Source organism: Kallipyga massiliensis ph2, assembly GCF_000311985.1.
GTDB classification, from domain to species: Bacteria; Bacillota; Clostridia; order Tissierellales; family Peptoniphilaceae; genus Kallipyga; species Kallipyga massiliensis.
Genome location: NZ_HE978586.1, coordinates 96272 through 113701 on the forward strand (window position 1 = coordinate 96272; position 17430 = coordinate 113701).

The 17430-nt window shown below is 38.5% G+C and carries 15 protein-coding genes and 5 pseudogenes; 1 reads left to right on the top strand and 19 read right to left on the bottom strand.

Annotation, left to right across the window (positions count from 1 at the left end; genetic code table 11):
- Positions 1-16: 16 nt before the first annotated feature.
- The 19 genes and pseudogenes from HGKM_RS07090 to HGKM_RS07170 form a co-directional block, all read right to left on the bottom strand.
- Entirely contained in the window at positions 17-1393 is a 1377-nt protein-coding gene (locus tag HGKM_RS07090) for a radical SAM/SPASM domain-containing protein (RefSeq protein WP_034579869.1), read from the bottom strand.
- The gene (locus HGKM_RS07095) at positions 1381-1938 is read right to left on the bottom strand and encodes an HdeD family acid-resistance protein (protein ID WP_019134646.1); all 558 of its coding nucleotides are present in this window, start codon (positions 1936-1938) and stop codon (positions 1381-1383) included. Before HGKM_RS07095 ends, HGKM_RS07090 begins: the two co-directional genes overlap by 13 nt.
- 18 nt (positions 1939-1956) lie before the next feature.
- Positions 1957-2835 (bottom strand): patatin-like phospholipase family protein, encoded by an 879-nt coding sequence (locus HGKM_RS07100; RefSeq protein WP_019134647.1) that lies wholly within the window; start codon positions 2833-2835, stop codon positions 1957-1959.
- Between the two features lie 130 nt (positions 2836-2965).
- On the bottom strand, positions 2966-3556 hold the full coding sequence (locus tag HGKM_RS07105; RefSeq protein WP_154645945.1) for a TetR/AcrR family transcriptional regulator: 591 nt from the start codon (positions 3554-3556) through the stop codon (positions 2966-2968).
- A gap of 45 nt (positions 3557-3601) precedes the next feature.
- Positions 3602-3952, bottom strand: a complete 351-nt coding sequence (locus HGKM_RS07110) for a hypothetical protein (RefSeq protein ID WP_154645946.1) — start codon at positions 3950-3952, stop codon at positions 3602-3604.
- A 38-nt stretch (positions 3953-3990) separates the two neighbouring features.
- Positions 3991-4728 (bottom strand): carbon-nitrogen hydrolase family protein, encoded by a 738-nt coding sequence (locus HGKM_RS07115; protein WP_019134650.1) that lies wholly within the window; start codon positions 4726-4728, stop codon positions 3991-3993.
- A gap of 130 nt (positions 4729-4858) precedes the next feature.
- Positions 4859-5239: a hypothetical protein gene (locus tag HGKM_RS07120; protein WP_019134651.1), complete on the bottom strand. Its 381-nt coding sequence runs from the start codon at positions 5237-5239 to the stop codon at positions 4859-4861.
- Between the two features lie 10 nt (positions 5240-5249).
- Positions 5250-5489 carry a hypothetical protein gene (locus HGKM_RS07125; protein WP_019134652.1) on the bottom strand — a complete coding sequence of 80 codons (240 nt, stop codon included), beginning with the start codon at positions 5487-5489 and terminating at the stop codon, positions 5250-5252.
- A 68-nt stretch (positions 5490-5557) separates the two neighbouring features.
- Positions 5558-6665, bottom strand: a pseudogene (locus tag HGKM_RS07130) (threonine synthase).
- Positions 6666-6824: 159 nt separating this feature from the next.
- Positions 6825-7034, bottom strand: a pseudogene (locus HGKM_RS08625) (DUF4143 domain-containing protein); the annotation flags it as partial.
- A gap of 154 nt (positions 7035-7188) precedes the next feature.
- Positions 7189-7734, bottom strand: a complete 546-nt coding sequence (locus HGKM_RS08370) for a hypothetical protein (RefSeq protein WP_154645947.1) — start codon at positions 7732-7734, stop codon at positions 7189-7191.
- Positions 7735-7785: 51 nt separating this feature from the next.
- Positions 7786-8907, bottom strand: coding sequence for an AAA family ATPase (locus tag HGKM_RS07140; RefSeq protein ID WP_019134655.1), 1122 nt, complete (start codon positions 8905-8907; stop codon positions 7786-7788).
- Positions 8900-9739 carry a DUF6414 family protein gene (locus HGKM_RS07145; protein WP_019134656.1) on the bottom strand — a complete coding sequence of 280 codons (840 nt, stop codon included), beginning with the start codon at positions 9737-9739 and terminating at the stop codon, positions 8900-8902. Before HGKM_RS07145 ends, HGKM_RS07140 begins: the two co-directional genes overlap by 8 nt.
- 10 nt (positions 9740-9749) lie before the next feature.
- Positions 9750-12361 (bottom strand): annotated as a pseudogene (locus HGKM_RS07150) (DEAD/DEAH box helicase family protein).
- An 11-nt stretch (positions 12362-12372) separates the two neighbouring features.
- On the bottom strand, positions 12373-14346 hold the full coding sequence (locus tag HGKM_RS07155) for a DNA methyltransferase (RefSeq protein ID WP_019134657.1): 1974 nt from the start codon (positions 14344-14346) through the stop codon (positions 12373-12375).
- Entirely contained in the window at positions 14346-14552 is a 207-nt protein-coding gene (locus HGKM_RS07160; RefSeq protein WP_019134658.1) for a helix-turn-helix domain-containing protein, read from the bottom strand. Before HGKM_RS07160 ends, HGKM_RS07155 begins: the two co-directional genes overlap by 1 nt.
- 42 nt (positions 14553-14594) lie before the next feature.
- Positions 14595-15158: a HEPN domain-containing protein gene (locus tag HGKM_RS09100; protein ID WP_425357653.1), complete on the bottom strand. Its 564-nt coding sequence runs from the start codon at positions 15156-15158 to the stop codon at positions 14595-14597.
- Between the two features lie 90 nt (positions 15159-15248).
- Positions 15249-16036 (bottom strand): annotated as a pseudogene (locus tag HGKM_RS09105) (ApeA N-terminal domain 1-containing protein); the annotation flags it as partial.
- A gap of 51 nt (positions 16037-16087) precedes the next feature.
- The gene (locus tag HGKM_RS07170; protein WP_280986170.1) at positions 16088-16450 is read right to left on the bottom strand and encodes a DUF4275 family protein; all 363 of its coding nucleotides are present in this window, start codon (positions 16448-16450) and stop codon (positions 16088-16090) included.
- A 406-nt stretch (positions 16451-16856) separates the two neighbouring features.
- Here HGKM_RS07170 and HGKM_RS08770 point away from each other — a divergent pair.
- Positions 16857-17405: pseudogene (locus HGKM_RS08770) on the top strand (hypothetical protein).
- The last annotated feature ends 25 nt before the right edge of the window (positions 17406-17430 follow it).

Here is a 17430-nt window from a genome sequence, read left to right on the forward strand (position 1 = left end):
AAACTCCTTAATCTCTTTATTCCTGGTGGTGGCCGGCCTCTGCCCAGAGCTTATCTGCACAGGGTTTCCAGGCTTCCGCATAGGACTTGCATTTCCCGCACAGGTGTTCCGCACTCTCCGGTGACTGGAGGTCGGTGGACTTTGCCCCGGTTTCTTTGACGATTTGCTGGAGAATCTCCGGATTTTCCAACATGGGGCAGGGCCGGAGGTGGTTCTCATTGAAGGGCTGGTTGTCGTGGTAGGCCATAAAGAGGGGCTGTTTCAGAATTTCCAGTAGGGTGTGGGTCCGAATATTGGCCCCGGAATAGTGGATGAAGACGCAGGGTTCCGCATCGCCATTGGCATTGATATGGAAGTAGTTTCTTCCGCCGGCAATGCACCCGCCCACAAATTCTCCGTCATTCTGGAAGTCCATGGTAAAAAGGCCTTCGCCCGTGGTGAGTTTTCTGATTTCACGGATTCGATTCTTGGTCGCAACCCTCTGTTCCGGTGTGGGAAGGAGGTCCAGGGAGGCGTCATTGCCGACCGGCATATAGTGGAAGTACATGGCATAGCGGCATCCTTTATCCACCATGAGCTTGACGAATTCTTTGGAGGTGACGGATTCGCAGTTTTTCGAGGTGTAGCAGATGGAGGTTCCAAAGACCAGGCCGTTCTTCTTCAAGAGGTCCATAGCGTGCATGACCTTGCCGTAGACTCCTTCGCCCCGACGGAGGTCGTTGACTTCCGGCGATCCCTCCAAGCTGATGGCCAACATAAGGTTGCCCACCCGCTTTAACTCCTGGCAGAAGGCCTCATCAACCAGAGTTCCATTGGTGAAGGCCAGGAACTGACATTCCTTGTGCTCCTCGCAGAGTTTGATCAGGTCGTCCTTGCGCACCAGGGGCTCTCCCCCGGTAAACATATAGAAGTAAACGCCGAGTTCCTTCCCCTGTTTGACCACGCTGGACATTTCGTCATAGGTAAGATTGAGCTTGTTGCCATACTCCGCCGCCCAGCATCCGGTGCAGTGGAGGTTGCAGGCGGAGGTGGGGTCCATGAGGATCAACCAGGGGATGTTGCACTGGTGGATCTCACGCATTTCCCGGATGGTTTTGGTCCCATGCAACATGGCTTCCAGGCCGAAGTTCAGGACCGTCGTCTTAATGACGTTAGGATCCAGCTCGTCCAACATCCGGTTGACGTACCGGTTTAAGGCGCCATCCTTATCCGCAATCATGGCCCGCATGTTATCATAATCGACACCAAGATCCACCCCATCCATATATTTTTCCATGAGGTCGATCAGCTTGATCATTTCCGGTTCCCGCTCATCCTTGTCCACTTTCTTCAAGATCATATTTAATCCAAGGCTTGCTGCTGCTCTTGTTGCAGAATGACTTAAGCTTCCCATTCTTTTATCCTCCTTATTGTAGTTACTGTGCTGCGCACGACAAGTAAATTCAGTATCCCATCAATGATCAGGTTCAACCCGATCAACATAACGACAGCTTTTGTTCCCTGGTAGGGCCGAAAGAAAAGCAGGGCACCGATGACTGAGGTGACCAGGGCGATCATTAGGATAACCCACCAGTTGTCCACCCCGATTTTCCGGGCGTCCAGGGCGGTCTGGATCCTAAGCAGGGCATCGACGATGATGAAAAAGGCGATCCCAATAATCAGGGTTTCCATAAACTGCTTGGACCAAAAGCACATGGTCAAACCGATTAAGATGGAGATGATCCCCATAGCAAAATCGAATTGAAAGGCCAGCTGAAGCAGGTCCTTTGAAAAATAGCCGAATAATTTGACAATCCCAAAAAGGACAAGGACTGCCCCACACAAGCGGCAAAAGACATCCGCTGCAATATTGGGTTGAAAGAGTAAAAAGATGCCTAAAACGATGAGGCAAAGGGAAAATCCGCTATAAATATCTTTTACTTTCTTTAATTTCTCCATTTTCTCACCTCCCCTATCCTAAATTTTGCCAATCCTGCCTGGTCCGAATTCCGGACCCAGCCGGTTTTCTCCATCCCTTTTCCCCATTTCATAGAGACGGAGCAACTCATCATGGTCCTGGGTTAAGGTCCGCAAATTACCGGTGTCGGAAGGCGCAATGATGATCGCCTTTCCCTCTTTTTCCAGCTTCAGGAGTTCTCTCAGACTCCGGTTGTAGACTTTCCCCCTCTGCTGGAGGGCTTGTGCCGCTTTGGGGTATTTCCGCTTCAGGAGCAAAACCAGCCGCCTATCGGCATCCTCTTCTCGAAAAAAGTCCCTGGGCTTGGTTAGGATCACAATGACTTTTGTACAGCCTGCCTGGAAGGCTCTTCGAAAGGGGATGGGATCAGAGATTCCCCCATCGAAATAGGGAATCCCATCAACCGGATATGGCTTGCATAAAACCGGAACACAGCAAGAGGCTTTTATGGGGTCATAGAAGTTTTGACCCAGGTCCTTCTTGTTGAAATAGACGGCCCGGCCGGTATCCGCATTGGTCGCCACGATCTCCAATTCCATGGGGCTGGCTTGGAGGGATTGGTAGTCCAGGGGGTTCTCCCCACCGGCATCACTCAGTGTCGAATAAATATAGTCCAGGTTAATGTAGGACCCCTTCTTCAGGAAGTTTCCCACGCCCATATAATCTTTGCGGAAGGCATAATCGTTATAAAAAACCAGATTTCGTCCTCTTTGACCGGCTGCATAGGAGGCCCCGTTGGCCGCTCCAGCCGATACGCCGATGAAGTAGTCCGCCCGGATCCCTTGGTCCATACAATAATCCAGGACCCCGGCGCCATAAATTCCTCGTGTTCCTCCACCGACATCAACGATTCCAAGTTTTTGAATCTCTTTGTTCATCCCATCTCTTTCCTAAACGCATACAAAAGCAAAAACATGATTGTAGGGGCATTGTATCCTTTATCTCTGAAGATGGGTACAGACAAAAGAAGGCCGAATGTTCGATTTCGAACACTCGGCCTTTGATCGTCTAGCAAAATTCACTATTTTTCCCAATTTGGGAATGTCCTTCGATATACATCCGGATCATGGGATCGATGGTTGCTCCAAAAGATCCGGCGATGGTCCGGTTCAAATCATCCCGATAGTCCGGCATCCTGTCCTCCACCCAGCGGAGGGTGGCCCCGATAAAAGCATAGGTATAAAAATAAGTAATATAGTCAATACCCGCCCGGGAAAGTGCAGTCCCCTCCGCAGCCTTGGCCACAAAGCGGCCGACAAAGTGACTGATCGCCGACTCCAGATATTGGCTGAGAACATCCCGGCTTTTGGAGTCATAAACGTGGAGGATGGCTTCCTTATGGGATTGAAGGTATTCAGCCGTCCGCATATACTCCTCGTAAAAAGTTCGGTCCGGATTGCTTTCTTCCCGAAAGGTATCTGAAGCATCCCGGAAGGTCTTTTCCAGCAAGTCGTCAATGTTTTGGAAGTGATAATAAAAGGTATTTCTATTGATCTCGGCGGTCTCTATGATTTCCTTTACCGTAATTTTATCCAGAGATTTTTCCCGCAAAAGCTCCAAAAAAGCGTCAAAAATTGCTCTCCGAGTAAACTTGGCCATATCATTCCTTTTATAGTAAATGGTGGGCAGGCTCCTGTCCACACCCTATCTCTCTTCGTCTTTGTAGTCGGAAGGCTCCCCAAAGGGATAAAAGACCTCCTCTTCCACTTTCTTTCCCCCTTCTCCCAGGATCACCTTCATTTTCGCCCAAGATCCATCCGCATAACCCCGGTCAACAGCTAGGGTAAAAACATTCTTATTCCATTTTACCCAATATTCCCCTTGGGAAATCGGAAGATAACCATCATCCGGGAGAATGGTCATATTGTTGAACTTTTGCATAATAAGAAGAATGAGGCAAAAGACCAACCAGACCAGGGAGGCTGTTATCAAGGAGAGTCGTAATTTATTAACCCTCTTCCGTTCTCCTGGCCCATGATTATTTATTTCTGACATCCTAAGTCCTTCTTCCGATTTAAGAGGAGCTGAATCCCCTAGACCTCAACAAACAAAACCCCTTCCTCACCCGCCGGAAGATCTTTTCCGATCTTTCCTTGAAGGAAAAAGGCCGCTCCGCCTTTGGCAATCTCTTCCTCATCCCTTTTATCCAGGCAAAAGGAATTGACCAACAGAGTCCTGGAGCAAGCCCGGTTTGCTTGGGCCGCATAGTCATATTTTATCGAAGAGTTCCATTCCTTAAAAGGAAAGTCCGTATAAACCGGCCATAACAGAAGCTCAAGCTGGAGATCCTTGATTTGTCGGATGTTCTCGTCAAACCATAGGTCACCGCAAAGACCCACAGCCATTTTTCGACCCTCTAAGAGAAAGGAATGGAAGCCCTCCCCTTCCTGATAGGATTCACCGGCCCCCTCAATCTTCCAGCCGGGCGAAACTCGGCGAAAGACATCCGCGATTTTTCCCTGAGAATCAATGGTGACCTGGGAGGAGTATATGGTCTCCCCCTCCCGCTCGATGAAGCCAAAAGAAACTGCGGTGGAGCTTTCCCTTGCTTTCCTTGCGATCTCGTCAAAGACCGGATGGTCAAGGGTTAAGGCCATCCTCAGGTCATGATCAAGGTCAAAGGTTGGTCCATAAAAACCCTGGAGAAAGGCCTCCCCAAAAAGGACCATATCCGCCCTACCCCGGTAGTCTTCCAGGGTCTTCAGAATGACCCCTTTATTAAAATCCAGATCCTCATCGAAGAATCCTTTGGCGGCTAGTGCAAATTTCATTTGTTTTTCTCCTTATTGGTGAGCATCCGCCCTAGACTTGTTTGTTATTATAGGTGATAAGAATCACATCATAAAAGAACAAAGCCTTTCTACTAAAGCAAATCTGCTGAATAGAAGAAAGGCAAAGTAGTTATTCCAAGGGAGGCAGCTTTGATAAGGGAATCCTATCATAAGCACCCTTTTTCCTGTCCTCCGGATGTGGTTCCAAGCTAATAATCGTTATTGTCTGTTTTTCTGGTCCATAAACCCAAAACATTCTCATCGCTCCGCTTGTCTTGTTTTCCAAATAAGATTGCCAAACGCGTATACCATATCGGTTTGACAATGCTTCAATATCATGCGTATGAAGGCTAGGATGTTTTGGGTTTTGGGATAATAGCTTAAGGGCTTTACCCCATTTTTTATACAATGAAGAATCTTGTTTATTAATAGTGTTCTTATGAAATTCGCTCTGCAGTCTTTTCCATAGATCATCCATTTCAGGGATGCCCATCTTTATAGTAAACTTCATTCAAATCACCTTAAAAATCAGAAAGATCTATAGATTCAGACACATTGCTCAACTTGAAGTTTTTAATGGATTGATCCATTACTTCTAATGTTCGAGCAGACAGATCTTCCGGGACAATTAACTCACGAGGCTCAAGCATGATGCAGCCATTTTCAAATTCTCTAACATTATAGTATTCATACTTGGCACCCCGGAGAGTAACACGCTTTTTGCTATCGATATGAACATCATAAATCTTCGTTGCTTCCATTTAACCACCTCCTAAATGTGTGGGATATCCCACATATTTAGTATAAACAGAATCAATGAGCTCGTCAATCACAAGGAATGAGAATAGTCCGATTTTAAACCGGAACCACAAACAGGAATCAGGCAATCATGAGTCCTTCCATAAAGACGGCAATACTCCCGATAACCGGCATAATTGGCAGCCGCAGTTGGCTCGCAGTAGATGCCCTGCTTGGCGAATTGAGCCATAGAACCTGCAATCTCTTTTTCCGTAGCATGGACAAAACGAACGCCGTATTTCCTGGCATAGCCCAGAATCTCATGCCCACGCATGGGTTTCCCAATAGCGATCCCTTCCGCCAAAGACGGACCCGGTTTCACTTCTTCCACTTTCTCAGCCTGGGCTTTTACAGCCTTATAGACGGGATCACAGTGCTCGCTTTGGACCCCAATAATTTGGGGCATATAGTCTATGCAGCCACTCTCCAATAAATGCTCCAGTCCCTGCATGACCCCAAGAAAGAGGGTCCCATTTCCCACAGGGAGTAGGATGTATTTCGGAATTCTATGTAGCTGTTCAAAGGCCTCATAAATATAGGTTTTTGTTCCTTCAAAAAAGAAGGGGTTACACACATGACTGGCATAATAAGAGCCTTCTTCCTTGACCCGCTTCCGACAAAGGTCGGCGCAGCGGTCGCGGTTGCCCGGAACGATATGGACTTTTGCCCCATGGGACCGGATCATCTGAATCTTTTTCGCTGAAGTCCCCTCAGGAACAAAAATCTCACAGGTCATGCCGGCTCGACTGCAATAGGCTGCGATCGCATTCCCCGCATTCCCACTGGAGTCTTCGACTACATGGTCCACCCCAATCGATTTACAGTGGGCAATCAAGGTCGCCGCCCCCCGATCCTTAAAGGATAGAGTCGGCATGCAATAATCCAGTTTCAATAAGACATCGTCATCAAAAGGGACAATCGGCGTCATTCCTTCGCCCAGGCTCACTTCTTTCCAAGAGTCGTTTTCAATGGCCATAAACTGCCGATAGCGGTATTGGCTCCATTCTCCCTCGCCAATCTGGGCAAGGTCAAATTTCGGCGGCTGGTCGTCCAATTGCCAGAGCCCCCCCACATTCACATTGATAGGCCCTGGTTGTGGTTGACACCTTCTTGCCACACTTGGTACAAATAAATTTCATCCTAGAACCTCCAAAAACGACGGACCAGAGGGTCACCTTTTGTGAATAACAATGTGATTTTGCTCCATAGTATTCACTGTTTTAAGAGAATAATTACATATTCATATCATTTCTAAACTTAACATCAACTAATCTCTCAAGCAGGAAACTAGAACAACAAAAACACCATCTTCTAAGCTGAACAACAGCATCACATTCTAAGTTGGAGCTATCTCTATAGTGATAAACATCCCCCATATGGCGATCAGCGTAAACCCTTAAATCTATTATGGCAAGATTTTCAAATAAAAAACCCATCGTATTTAAATCGCTAATTAGGTCCTTTGGCCCAACACCTAAAGACGCTGCTACAATTGAAGAATCTACAAATCCTTGATATAAGTTCAAGTAGCTACTTATAGAGCTTTCTCGAAGTCACTTTTGCGACTAAAGGATTGGTTTTACTCTCTTTTATTCACTATTTTTTGAAGAATAGTATCGTTTTACTATTAGAGACCCTTTACTCATTCAGTTTCTGTCGTAACTACTTTAAAGTCTTTGATATAGATTGGGCCCCTAGTTTAATTGCTGTCGCCACCTTATCATCAGAAGATAATGTGTGCTGTTCCCACAATAAGTCAGAAGACATATCTGTTTTAATGTCAAATACTTCTGAATAGACAACTTTATCAGGTCCCTCATAACATATCTCTATATGTATTAGGTCCTTAAATTCGCTGTCGATTGATGAGGTAAATTTCTGCCCAGGTATGATTGTGCCACCTACCAGAGATTGCATATTGTTTTTGATAAAATCGAGCTTCGATGTATCACTTATAAATTCAAGGGACTTCAATTTTGCTGATGAGTTACCATAGTTCTTAAATACAATGAACTTCTCGAAATACACGGTATCAATGCTCTCAATATTGATTCCAATGTATGGTCGATTGGCATCTCTAATGGATTGTTCTGTTAATTTTATTGATTTGCGTGATTGCCAGATGGCGACAAAACTAACAATAAGTCCAACCAATGCAAAACCTACTTCAATAATCTCTTTTGTACTCATCATTTCTAAGTTATTCATCTCCTGCTAAGCCTCTGCAATATTTATAAGTCATTCTTAAAATAGACCTGATTAAAATATATACCGCTCTGTTAACTTACGGAATATTGCATTTTCCAATTTTGTCTTCATTATCCTAATATTATTATATCTTTCAACATTTTCACGAAACCACTCTAAAATAGTGCTTGTTTTAATTATTTGTTTCTCTTCATTATCTAGCTTTTCTAAAATTTCTTTATACCACTTATTTAGCACCGCTAATTTCTGCATTTTTTCTAGCTCTTCAAATTTTATTAACTCTGAAAATCTTGAAAACATTGCTGGACCTAGTGTCTTTTTAATAATATCTTCATCCATAAAATTTGCTGTGCAAATAAAAATACTCTGTCTTAAATCGACTTCATAGTTAGTATCCTTATATTTCCCTTCATCAAACAATTCATAAAAGGCATTATAAAAACGTGGATCTACTTTATCGAATTCGTCAATTAATATAACATTGGATTCTCTTGAAAGTATATCTTTCGCCAAACTGCTATTTGAATGTTCTGAACCAAAAACATAATTAAAAGCTTCATTTGACTGCATCATTGAGAACTGTATTCTTAATAAATCTCCACCTAAAGCCCTGCTGATACTTTTTGCACTTTCAGTTTTTCCAACTCCCGATGGTCCATAAAACATCAAAACGACTGGTTTATCATTTTGCTCTTTATAAAGCTTATATAATCCAGATATCATAGATTTCTTACACTGAACCTGACCTAACACATCCTGATTAAGTTCTTCATAAATTTCTTTAAGCTTATTCTTAGAAAGATCCTCGTATTGTGAGTATTGATATTCTATTATGCTAGTATCATAAGTTCTTAAAGAATCCTCAACACGTCTTGGAGGATTGTGAACTATGAGACAATTAATATTACTGTTAAGTGTTACAATATTAGAGAAATTAGATAATACATGAGGTAACACCGAAGCATAATCATCGGCTTTTACAACACAAAATTCTATGTTAATTTTTCTTCCTAACTCAGTTTCTTTTACGCCTGATTCATTTGGTCTCAATCTTGCATTATAGGTTTGAATAAGCTCCATAAAAGGAGTGTATGAATTGTTTCTTACTAGTTGTTTTAATAAAAAGTCAAAATCCCTTTTACTACCCTTAAAAATAATTATTCTATTAACCATCAGACTCCACTCCTGCTAATAAAACATCAAATACTGGAAGCTTTTTTTGTGGATTTTTCTTTTCATCAGATTCATTATTATTTTCTTGATAAGTAGGATTATCTACTGTTAACTTCGGTAAATCTAAATTTAATTCATTATTGATGTCAAGCATTTCTAATGTTGTATCACCAACTTTGATAGCAAAAATACTAAGATTCATTTTTAATAAATCACTAATCATATAATTGTTCTTAAAAGAATTAATGTTAAATCTTAAGACTACTTGGCTATTACCTTTACTTCCAATAAATTCATAATATCCTTTTGCATTTCTTAAAGCATTATCTAACTTATCTAGTGATATGTTTAGTTCACCTGAAGCTATTACACTTCCAGATTGTAACATGTTTAAATAAGGAGAAACCATCACAAAATATGAAAGAGTATCTTTCTCTACAGCTATTTTGTAATCTTTGAATTTCTTGACTGTTCCTTTTGGAAGTTTTGAGACATAGACTGTACTTTCATTTTCATCTAGAGAATTAACAAAATCCGTTAGAATGGTGTTTTTAATAATGTTTCTAACCATTTTTTCTCCACTAAAAGAACCTTTTGCAGAGGTAGATACATTAGCATCCACGTTCCATCCTAAGAAAGCTTTTAAAACGCCACCTATTCCGATACTTGCTGTTCCCTCGACTTTTCCTTCTCCTGATTTACTAGTTGAGTTTAATAATTCTGTAGTTAGTTCAAGACTTCCTCCGGATATCAATTGCAGATAATCGGTAACAGAATCATCATCAAAATAAATTATTTTACAAAGTCTTGTCTGAGGCTTTCCTTCCGACATACTATCTCTCCTATTTATTGTTTAATTTCATACTAAATACTTGTGCAAATTCTTCCATCCTTAAATCTTTATTAAAGAAAGGCAATCCAAAAATTCTATATTCATTATCATCAACATATTTCTTTACTGGAATACCTTGCTCTTCAATCTTTAATAGAAAATCTTCTTTCCATTTATCTTTTTCTAACAAATGACTTCCCTTAGGTTCAATATAAATTTGCTCTTGAAGGTATCCATCTGTACCTCGTTTTTGTAAGAATAACAAGAAGTCAGGTTCAAATCTTTCACCTGTATCGAATTCATAGATTGCTAACTCTGGTATTCTTTCATTTCGTACAAGATATACTTCATCATATTCTTTTCTTAACTCTGGTACTAAGCCTTGGAAGTACTTCACAAAAGCTTTTTCTTCACTTGTTCCAAAGTTGTCTTCATAGGCATACCAAGACTCATAAGCCAGATCAGCACGGCTATCGCTAACAATTAATGCTTGTGAAATACCTTCCCCATCCCCTTGTGGATTACTGTAATAAGCCTTCTTGTCTCTAAGAACATTATGGATTCGGTCAATGAAAAATTCCTTCGTTCCTTCATACTCAGTTTCAATCTTTTGAATATGCACAGATACATTTTGAAGAACTTTCATAACACCTTCGTAAATATCTTTAGCTCTTAAGTCTTCATAAGAACTTTCAAATTGAATAGTAATATTTCCAAGATAATTGCCGGATGTTAAGAATTCCCTCTTGGATTTTAATTGAGGGAAATATGATTTCAGCACATTAAACTTCATCACTTCAAAATTCGCCAATGCACCTTCTGTAATATTTAGTGGGATGTCTTTAAGCTTTAATTGTGTTGTATGAGTAAATCCTACAGGCTTCTGAGTATTGTCATCGAAAAGTCCATATAAAGTAGAAGAACCAGTTGAGACCTTATAAATATAAAAACCGGTCTGGATTTTCTTATCAATCTCAGAAACACTATTTCTCGACTTTTCTACTCTTCTGTTTGAAAATACATAAGCAGTTTTATAGAAGTCTGATTGCTTAAAGGTATCCTTTAAGCGATACTCAATTTCAATAGGAGCTTCAGCTAAAAGACCTGTTTGTTTTAATGCATTTCTCAGTTCACCAATATATCTCGAATCTTGCATTGAATGATACAGGAGTGTCTCCAATATTCTGTTCTCATTCGTTATATCAAAGTCATATTTACGCTTATTTCTTGGCTGACTTTCTTCAATCTGGAAAGGATAATACCTAGCACCACGACCTATTAATTGAGCTTCACTAATTGTGGTCTTTCCAGGTTTACCATTTTTACCATCTCTTGTTTCGTAAAGTCTTACAATATCGAAGAGATTAAGAACATCCCATCCCTCATTAAGCATATCAACCGTAAATATAATTCGAAATGGGTTATCCTTAGCTTCTAAAGAGTTTACGTGAATTTGTTTCTCTTTTTCTTCACTATCACTCTTGTTATTAATGATTATCGACTTGTCCTGAGAAAAGCCAAGCTTTAAATCAGAAATTAAGCCATTTAGTGTTGGATCTTTAAATTTAAAGTAGTCTAGTGATTCTCTTAAATAAACATTATCTGTGTTTTCAAAACGAAGTATTTCATCTCTTGATAAATTATTTAAGCGATTGAAAAACTCATCATAAAAAGACTGAGATTCTTTAATAGTCTTTGATTTTAATAAGACTACAGGTTTTATATTTTGACCTGCATCTCCAAATAAGTGCCTTCTATATTCACTTAAAATAAGAGCTGCTAAAGTTCTTGGCCAAGCACTATAATCTCCCTGCATATTCTGGAAGTCCTTTGTGTAGCCACTTTCTCTAAATTTAGCAAGTGTGTAGTCATAGACTATTTTATCAAGATACTTGCTTTTAACATTTGGATCTTCTAAATCTGCAGTAGCTGTGAATTCAAGCATAGCATTATCTTTATTTGCTCTAAAAATTCTATTAACGGAGTATTCCCAGCTATTGATGTCTTCATCAATCTCTTTCTTTTCTGTTTTACCAAGTCCCTTAGTCACTCTGTTTATATGGTGAGATTCATCAGAAATCAGCACAATCTTATCATCTTCAAAATCATCAATTGTAGGACTATTTCTCTAGGAGAATTCAGATCAAGATGAAGTTTTTGGGTTGAAGTAAAAAGAATGTTTATTGCATTATCGTCACAGTATGAAAAGTTTTCTACTTCCTTAACTTCTACTTGTTCACCCATTAATTCGATATTTTCTGAAAAGAGATACTTAATTGAGGAGGTATTCAAAAAGTTTTCCTTTGTTTTTTCGATAATACTCGTTTGATTTACAAAGAATAAAAACTTTCGATAGCCTTGCATATATAAGTACAAGATTAATCCAGCCATCATAACCGTCTTGCCTGATCCTGTAGCCATATGAAAAAGTGTATGAACTTGTTTATTCTTAACTAAGTCAGGGTTTTCATAGTAAGTGATGAAATACTTAAAAGCTTCTTCTTGATAATCACGAAGAACTATATTGTCATTTAGATTACTTACGATGTATTCTGGTAAATTCTTTAATAGACTTATCTGCTTAAGAACATCTAATTTTTCACATAAATATTGATTGCTCATTAGATGCCTCCTTAATCTAATCCATAGAAACTCTTAGTAAATGCCTTATCTGCCTCGCTCACATTAGCATCTTCATCGTCTACATCTGAAAGATTAATATATAGCTTATTTTTATCTAGGAGTTCAAGAACAAGTTTCTTTTGCTCGTCTAAAGTCAGATTATCAAATTCTTCCTCGGTTCTTTTTAGATCTCTAGGTAATACAGAAGGGATGAGTTTTCCGTTTTTGGTACCTTTAGCTAAAACAGACTTAACTGAGTCTGGGTTTGTTGCTTTTTCAAGTTCATATACTAGGGATTGGTTATCTTCTAATAATTCACAATAAACAAATGCCCCTCCACCTTTCCAGTTTACATCAATATCCTGAGACACTCCTGTTTGGTCTCCATTGATAGTATTAATCAGTCTAGTAACTGCTTTATCCTCAATATAATCCATTTGTTCAATCCCAATAAATTGTCTTCTTAACTTCATTGAGGTTGCTTGGGTTGTTGCTGACCCCATAAAGAAATCAAGGACAATTTCATTTTCTTCTGTGAACATTTGAATAATTCTTTTTAGTAATTTTTCAGGTTTTTTTGCAGTAGGAAAATTTATTCCGCCCTCTTCTGAAAAACCACCAGCTGTTGAAATATCAGACCAGAAGTCGCCTACGTGCTCATTTAGGTTATTATCAGCAAAAACAATCTCTACCCTTGTATCTGATCCAAAATCTTTATCTGTCCTAAATAATGCATATGAACCTCTAACAGTTTTCGCTAATGATACATCCCCAGTCCAAAACTTTTCTGAATTACTTAACAAATTATCTAAACCTGTATTTTGTTTGTCTGCAACAATTCTCCAAGCATTATCACGTAACCAATCTTCATCTTGTTTTTTGTCAGGAAATTCTCTCGAAAGAGTTGAAAGTCTGGCTTTTTCGATAATTTCTTTAGCTTTATCGTACTGAATACTTTTAATTGCAGTCTCAAATTCAGCCCTATCTTTTTTAGAAAAATCCATGAGTATTTTTGAGTATTCTGTGTCCCATTTGTCTTTTGGTTTATAAGGCTGTGTTATTATCTCAATCTCTCCTTTGGAGTATATTAGAATTGAATCTTTTAATTTAGGGATGCTCTTTTGAATATGAGCCATCTTCGGACCGCTAGCTGAACTCATTTTCACTGCAATCTCAGAAATATAATTTTCAGCACCAAATACTTCATCCATTAAAACTCGTAAATAAGAATTTTGATGATAATCACATTGAACCGCAATCACTCCATTATTCTTTAACAACTTATAAGATATCTCGAGTCTATTCTTCAAAAAGGTTAGCCAGGTAGATTTATTAAAATTATCGTTATACAAAAACGAGTCACTGCCTGTATTATAAGGTGGATCAATATATATTAACTTTATGTCATTCTCATATCTTTTTAAAATAGATGATAATCCCATTAGATTATTACCTTTAATAATTAGATTATCATTCTTTCTAAACAAAACACTTTCCTCAATATCATTCAATGTATATCTTTTTGCATTTCCTAATACTTTAGGAGCTAATAATCTATTTACTTCATCAGGAGCAAGTGTTTCATTATAGAAAATCTCTTCTCTTTTCTGATCTTCTTTTTCTTGTCCACCTTCAAGAACACATTCTTTATATGGCCAAACTAGAGAAACATCTTGTTTTTGGCTAATTAGGTTGTTCTGGTTATCTACTAGGCCAATCTTGTTTTTATATAGCGTATATGAATCTGGTAAAAACTCTTTAGAGTCTAGCAACCAAATGAATTTAACCTTGTCAAATACATAGACATCATCAACTTTAGTAAAAAAACTCTCACGCATTAATTCATTTTTCAAAAGAGACTTAATCAACAATCCGTCTATACCCCTTGCAGCGTCTGAAACCTTCGTTTTTATAACCTGCTTACCTTCACCAATGAAACGCTCATCTGCCTTTAACACTTTTTCTAACTCATCTAAAAACTTCATTACTTTTCCTCCACGTAACTAACAATATCTCCAACATCACATTTAAGACTCTCACAAATTCTTGCTAAAACATCCATGCTAACAATCTCATTCTTACCTAACTTAGCAAGAGTTGCTGAGGACATCCCTGTATCTAGTCTTAAGTCTTCTTTATACATTTTCTTCTTGTCAAGCAACTTCCAAAGTTTGCTGTAATCAAATGCCATATTTTCTCTTTCATTGCTATATTATTATTCACGCTTTTTAACTCACGGTCTCCCTTTTATCTCATGAGTTCCTTCTTGTAAAAATTTAATATCATTAAGCCTGTTCATCTTTTCTACTGTTTTCTTCCTTAATTCGTCAGTAGAAAAACCTAGAATCTTTAGAATATGGAACTGTAGTAATATCCTTAGTTCAGCATTTACTAAAGGCAATTCTTCTCTTGAAAGTGCCTTCTCTTCTTTTTCTATATTATAATGAGTATAGTAATTTCTCGTATCTACTACCTTACTAATATATTCTACTTTATTGTAAGAACTAGGCCTGAAGGGTAATATTCCTTCAGCAAAAATTAAATCAGCCAAGCGACTTCTTAGATGTATCTTTTTACTATTTTGCTGATGATCATCAAGTAAAAAATCGTGCCATTGATTCTGATTCTCATTACCCCCACAAAAATTATAAGTAATTTTTTCAACTCTAGTAATGTAATCTTTTACATCATCAGTGATAAATCTTGCATGAAAAGTCTCTAAAGCTTGAACCAAGTTTAAAAACAAAACTTCTGGTGCTGGTATATTTTTAGAAAAAATAGTAAAGTAAAGATCCAAAACTGGTTTCAGTTTAGAATAGCTATTATTCCAATTTGAAAAAATATTTTGATTATTGATATCTCTTAAAGTAAAGATATATTCAAACGGTCTAACACTAGCCGTAGATTTTTTCTCTCCCTTTCCAAACAACAAATCAGCTTTCAAAAAATATTTAGTAACAGATCCATCTTTGTTTGCAAATTCAGAGTATATTGTTGGGTGTTGATATTTGATATTCTCAATAACTACCTCATTATCAATACCAAGGCCTATCAGATACTGAATAGATAAAATATCATCTAATATTTCTCAATCTCTTTAGGTTGATTATAAACAAAGTCTACAAGAATACTTTGACGAGCGACAATTTCCTTACTATATGATTTGCTTTCTATGCTTCCCTGCACAGGATAAAATTTAATATGTAAACTATCTCTAAATTCAAAATTAATAGGTTCTTCATGTTCCCAAATTAAATTAACGCCTTGATTTGAGGAATAATCCCAGTTATATTTACATAAGCCAGACCAATTTATTATCTCTCCAAAGTCAACAGTGATGTTTGAAAACATCACCTCATCTTCAGACTTTATTTCTAGTCCCCAAAAAGCAAAATCAGAGTAAATGATTTGTTGTGTATATGATAAGAAACGTGTATGCTCATTGCCCGATTCGCACTTATATAACAATACCTTTGCTCCAGAAAATAAAGTACCACATATATATGGAATCTTTCCTTTATAGGGTGGTCTAGGCATTGGATTACTCTCACTAGCTGGAATAATTAATTCAAGAGCAATAAAATTCTTATCCGAATCTATATGTAGTTCCCCTTGAAAAGTTTTATCACTCTCAAAAACTTTCCATGTTCCGCCATATTTTTGTATGTTTCCCATCTAAACCTCCATATTATGATTTCCTCTAATAGAGTAAAAATAAGGACCAAATCATTCTTCATACGTTTTTATATTTGTCCATGACCAATCGGAAGCGACAAGATATAACTCGTCATATCTATCGAGCATGTCTGCATTTATTTCTTCAATGTTATTTTCAAAAGCTTTATTTTCATCCCAAGGGAAAAAATAAATTGCACCTACTTTATTTACCTTGTCAAAAGCTTTTTTCGCTTCATTTCCGACCAAGTAACTTCCTTTATCAATTAGCTCCCAAGAAAAAGTATGCCAAGTAAAATTTCCCGACCCTCTAATTCTAAGATCTAAATCATTTTTAGAGATATCTTTTGCAAAGTGTTTTATCCATTCTTTTTCAAAATCCATTGCAATATTCCGTAGTATTTTTATCTTCAACTTACTAAAGATTATTATATCAGATTAAATCAAATTTCTCATTTAAAAAGGTGCCGTATTTCTACGACACCTTGGTTGATGCTATTCAATTTTACCAATCAAAGCCTCGTAATTTTTAACAAAGCTCTGATTAAACTTTATTAATTCCCCTAACATGTTTTTCATATCTGAGTGATACACCTTCTCATAATTTTCATATCTATCTTGCGCTTCCTGGAAGGTGTCTCTCATGGCATCTAGTTCTTTAATAAGATCCTCAATGCCACCTAAACCTAAACACAGTTCTCATTCTTTTTCTAACAATACTTATGTACATTTGTAAATGATGTGAGACCAAGAAGAAAAAAATATAGAGAGAAATCCTGTACAATGAAAGTGCTAAACAAACAAAGAAAGGATTCTCTCTATGTCTACCAGTATAACAAAAACTCAGCGCTATCTTCCACATACTTTAGAAACAAGATTTCATGCGATTAAAACGTATCGTTTAGGATATTCTGTCAACTTCGTTATTCGCCGCTACAAGATTTCAAAAGCCTCTCTTATGTGTGGGAATCGCCGCTTTGACGGCAGCCGAGAGTCACTAATGGACCGTTCCCACCGAACGAAAAATCCACATCCTACTGCCCATACGGAAGAAAAAACCTGGATTCAAAATTTCATTCGATGAAATCCCACCATCTCTCTCATTGAACTCTACGCCAAGCTCAAATTTCAAAAGGGCTACCGCCGCCATCCGTCATTTCGGCTACCAACCCCAAACCATTCAAACCGATAACGGCTTTGAAGTCACCGCAATGACAATGAGCGTTTTTATGCTCATCTCTCCTTCTACAGTGATGAAGACTTGATTCTACAAATGAAACGCTATCTCTACAAATCCAACCGACTACCTATGCAGACGCTACAATGGCTAACGCCTATGGAAAAAAGAGCCCAATTACTGGCGGGCTAGCCCGCCAGTAATTAGGATAGCACAC

Excerpts from the sequence above, each read along its gene's own strand:
- HGKM_RS07090 (WP_034579869.1), bottom strand. The coding sequence starts at position 1,393 with ATGGGAAGCTTAAGTCATTCTGCAACAAGAGCAGCAGCAAGCCTTGGA.
- HGKM_RS07095 (WP_019134646.1), bottom strand. The coding sequence starts at position 1,938 with ATGGAGAAATTAAAGAAAGTAAAAGATATTTATAGCGGATTTTCCCTT.
- HGKM_RS07100 (WP_019134647.1), bottom strand. The coding sequence starts at position 2,835 with ATGAACAAAGAGATTCAAAAACTTGGAATCGTTGATGTCGGTGGAGGA.
- HGKM_RS07105 (WP_154645945.1), bottom strand. The coding sequence starts at position 3,556 with ATGGCCAAGTTTACTCGGAGAGCAATTTTTGACGCTTTTTTGGAGCTT.
- HGKM_RS07110 (WP_154645946.1), bottom strand. The coding sequence starts at position 3,952 with ATGTCAGAAATAAATAATCATGGGCCAGGAGAACGGAAGAGGGTTAAT.
- HGKM_RS07115 (WP_019134650.1), bottom strand. The coding sequence starts at position 4,728 with ATGAAATTTGCACTAGCCGCCAAAGGATTCTTCGATGAGGATCTGGAT.
- HGKM_RS07120 (WP_019134651.1), bottom strand. The coding sequence starts at position 5,239 with ATGAAGTTTACTATAAAGATGGGCATCCCTGAAATGGATGATCTATGG.
- HGKM_RS07125 (WP_019134652.1), bottom strand. The coding sequence starts at position 5,489 with ATGGAAGCAACGAAGATTTATGATGTTCATATCGATAGCAAAAAGCGT.
- HGKM_RS08370 (WP_154645947.1), bottom strand. The coding sequence starts at position 7,734 with ATGAATAACTTAGAAATGATGAGTACAAAAGAGATTATTGAAGTAGGT.
- HGKM_RS07140 (WP_019134655.1), bottom strand. The coding sequence starts at position 8,907 with ATGGTTAATAGAATAATTATTTTTAAGGGTAGTAAAAGGGATTTTGAC.
- HGKM_RS07145 (WP_019134656.1), bottom strand. The coding sequence starts at position 9,739 with ATGTCGGAAGGAAAGCCTCAGACAAGACTTTGTAAAATAATTTATTTT.
- HGKM_RS07155 (WP_019134657.1), bottom strand. The coding sequence starts at position 14,346 with ATGAAGTTTTTAGATGAGTTAGAAAAAGTGTTAAAGGCAGATGAGCGT.
- HGKM_RS07160 (WP_019134658.1), bottom strand. The coding sequence starts at position 14,552 with ATGGCATTTGATTACAGCAAACTTTGGAAGTTGCTTGACAAGAAGAAA.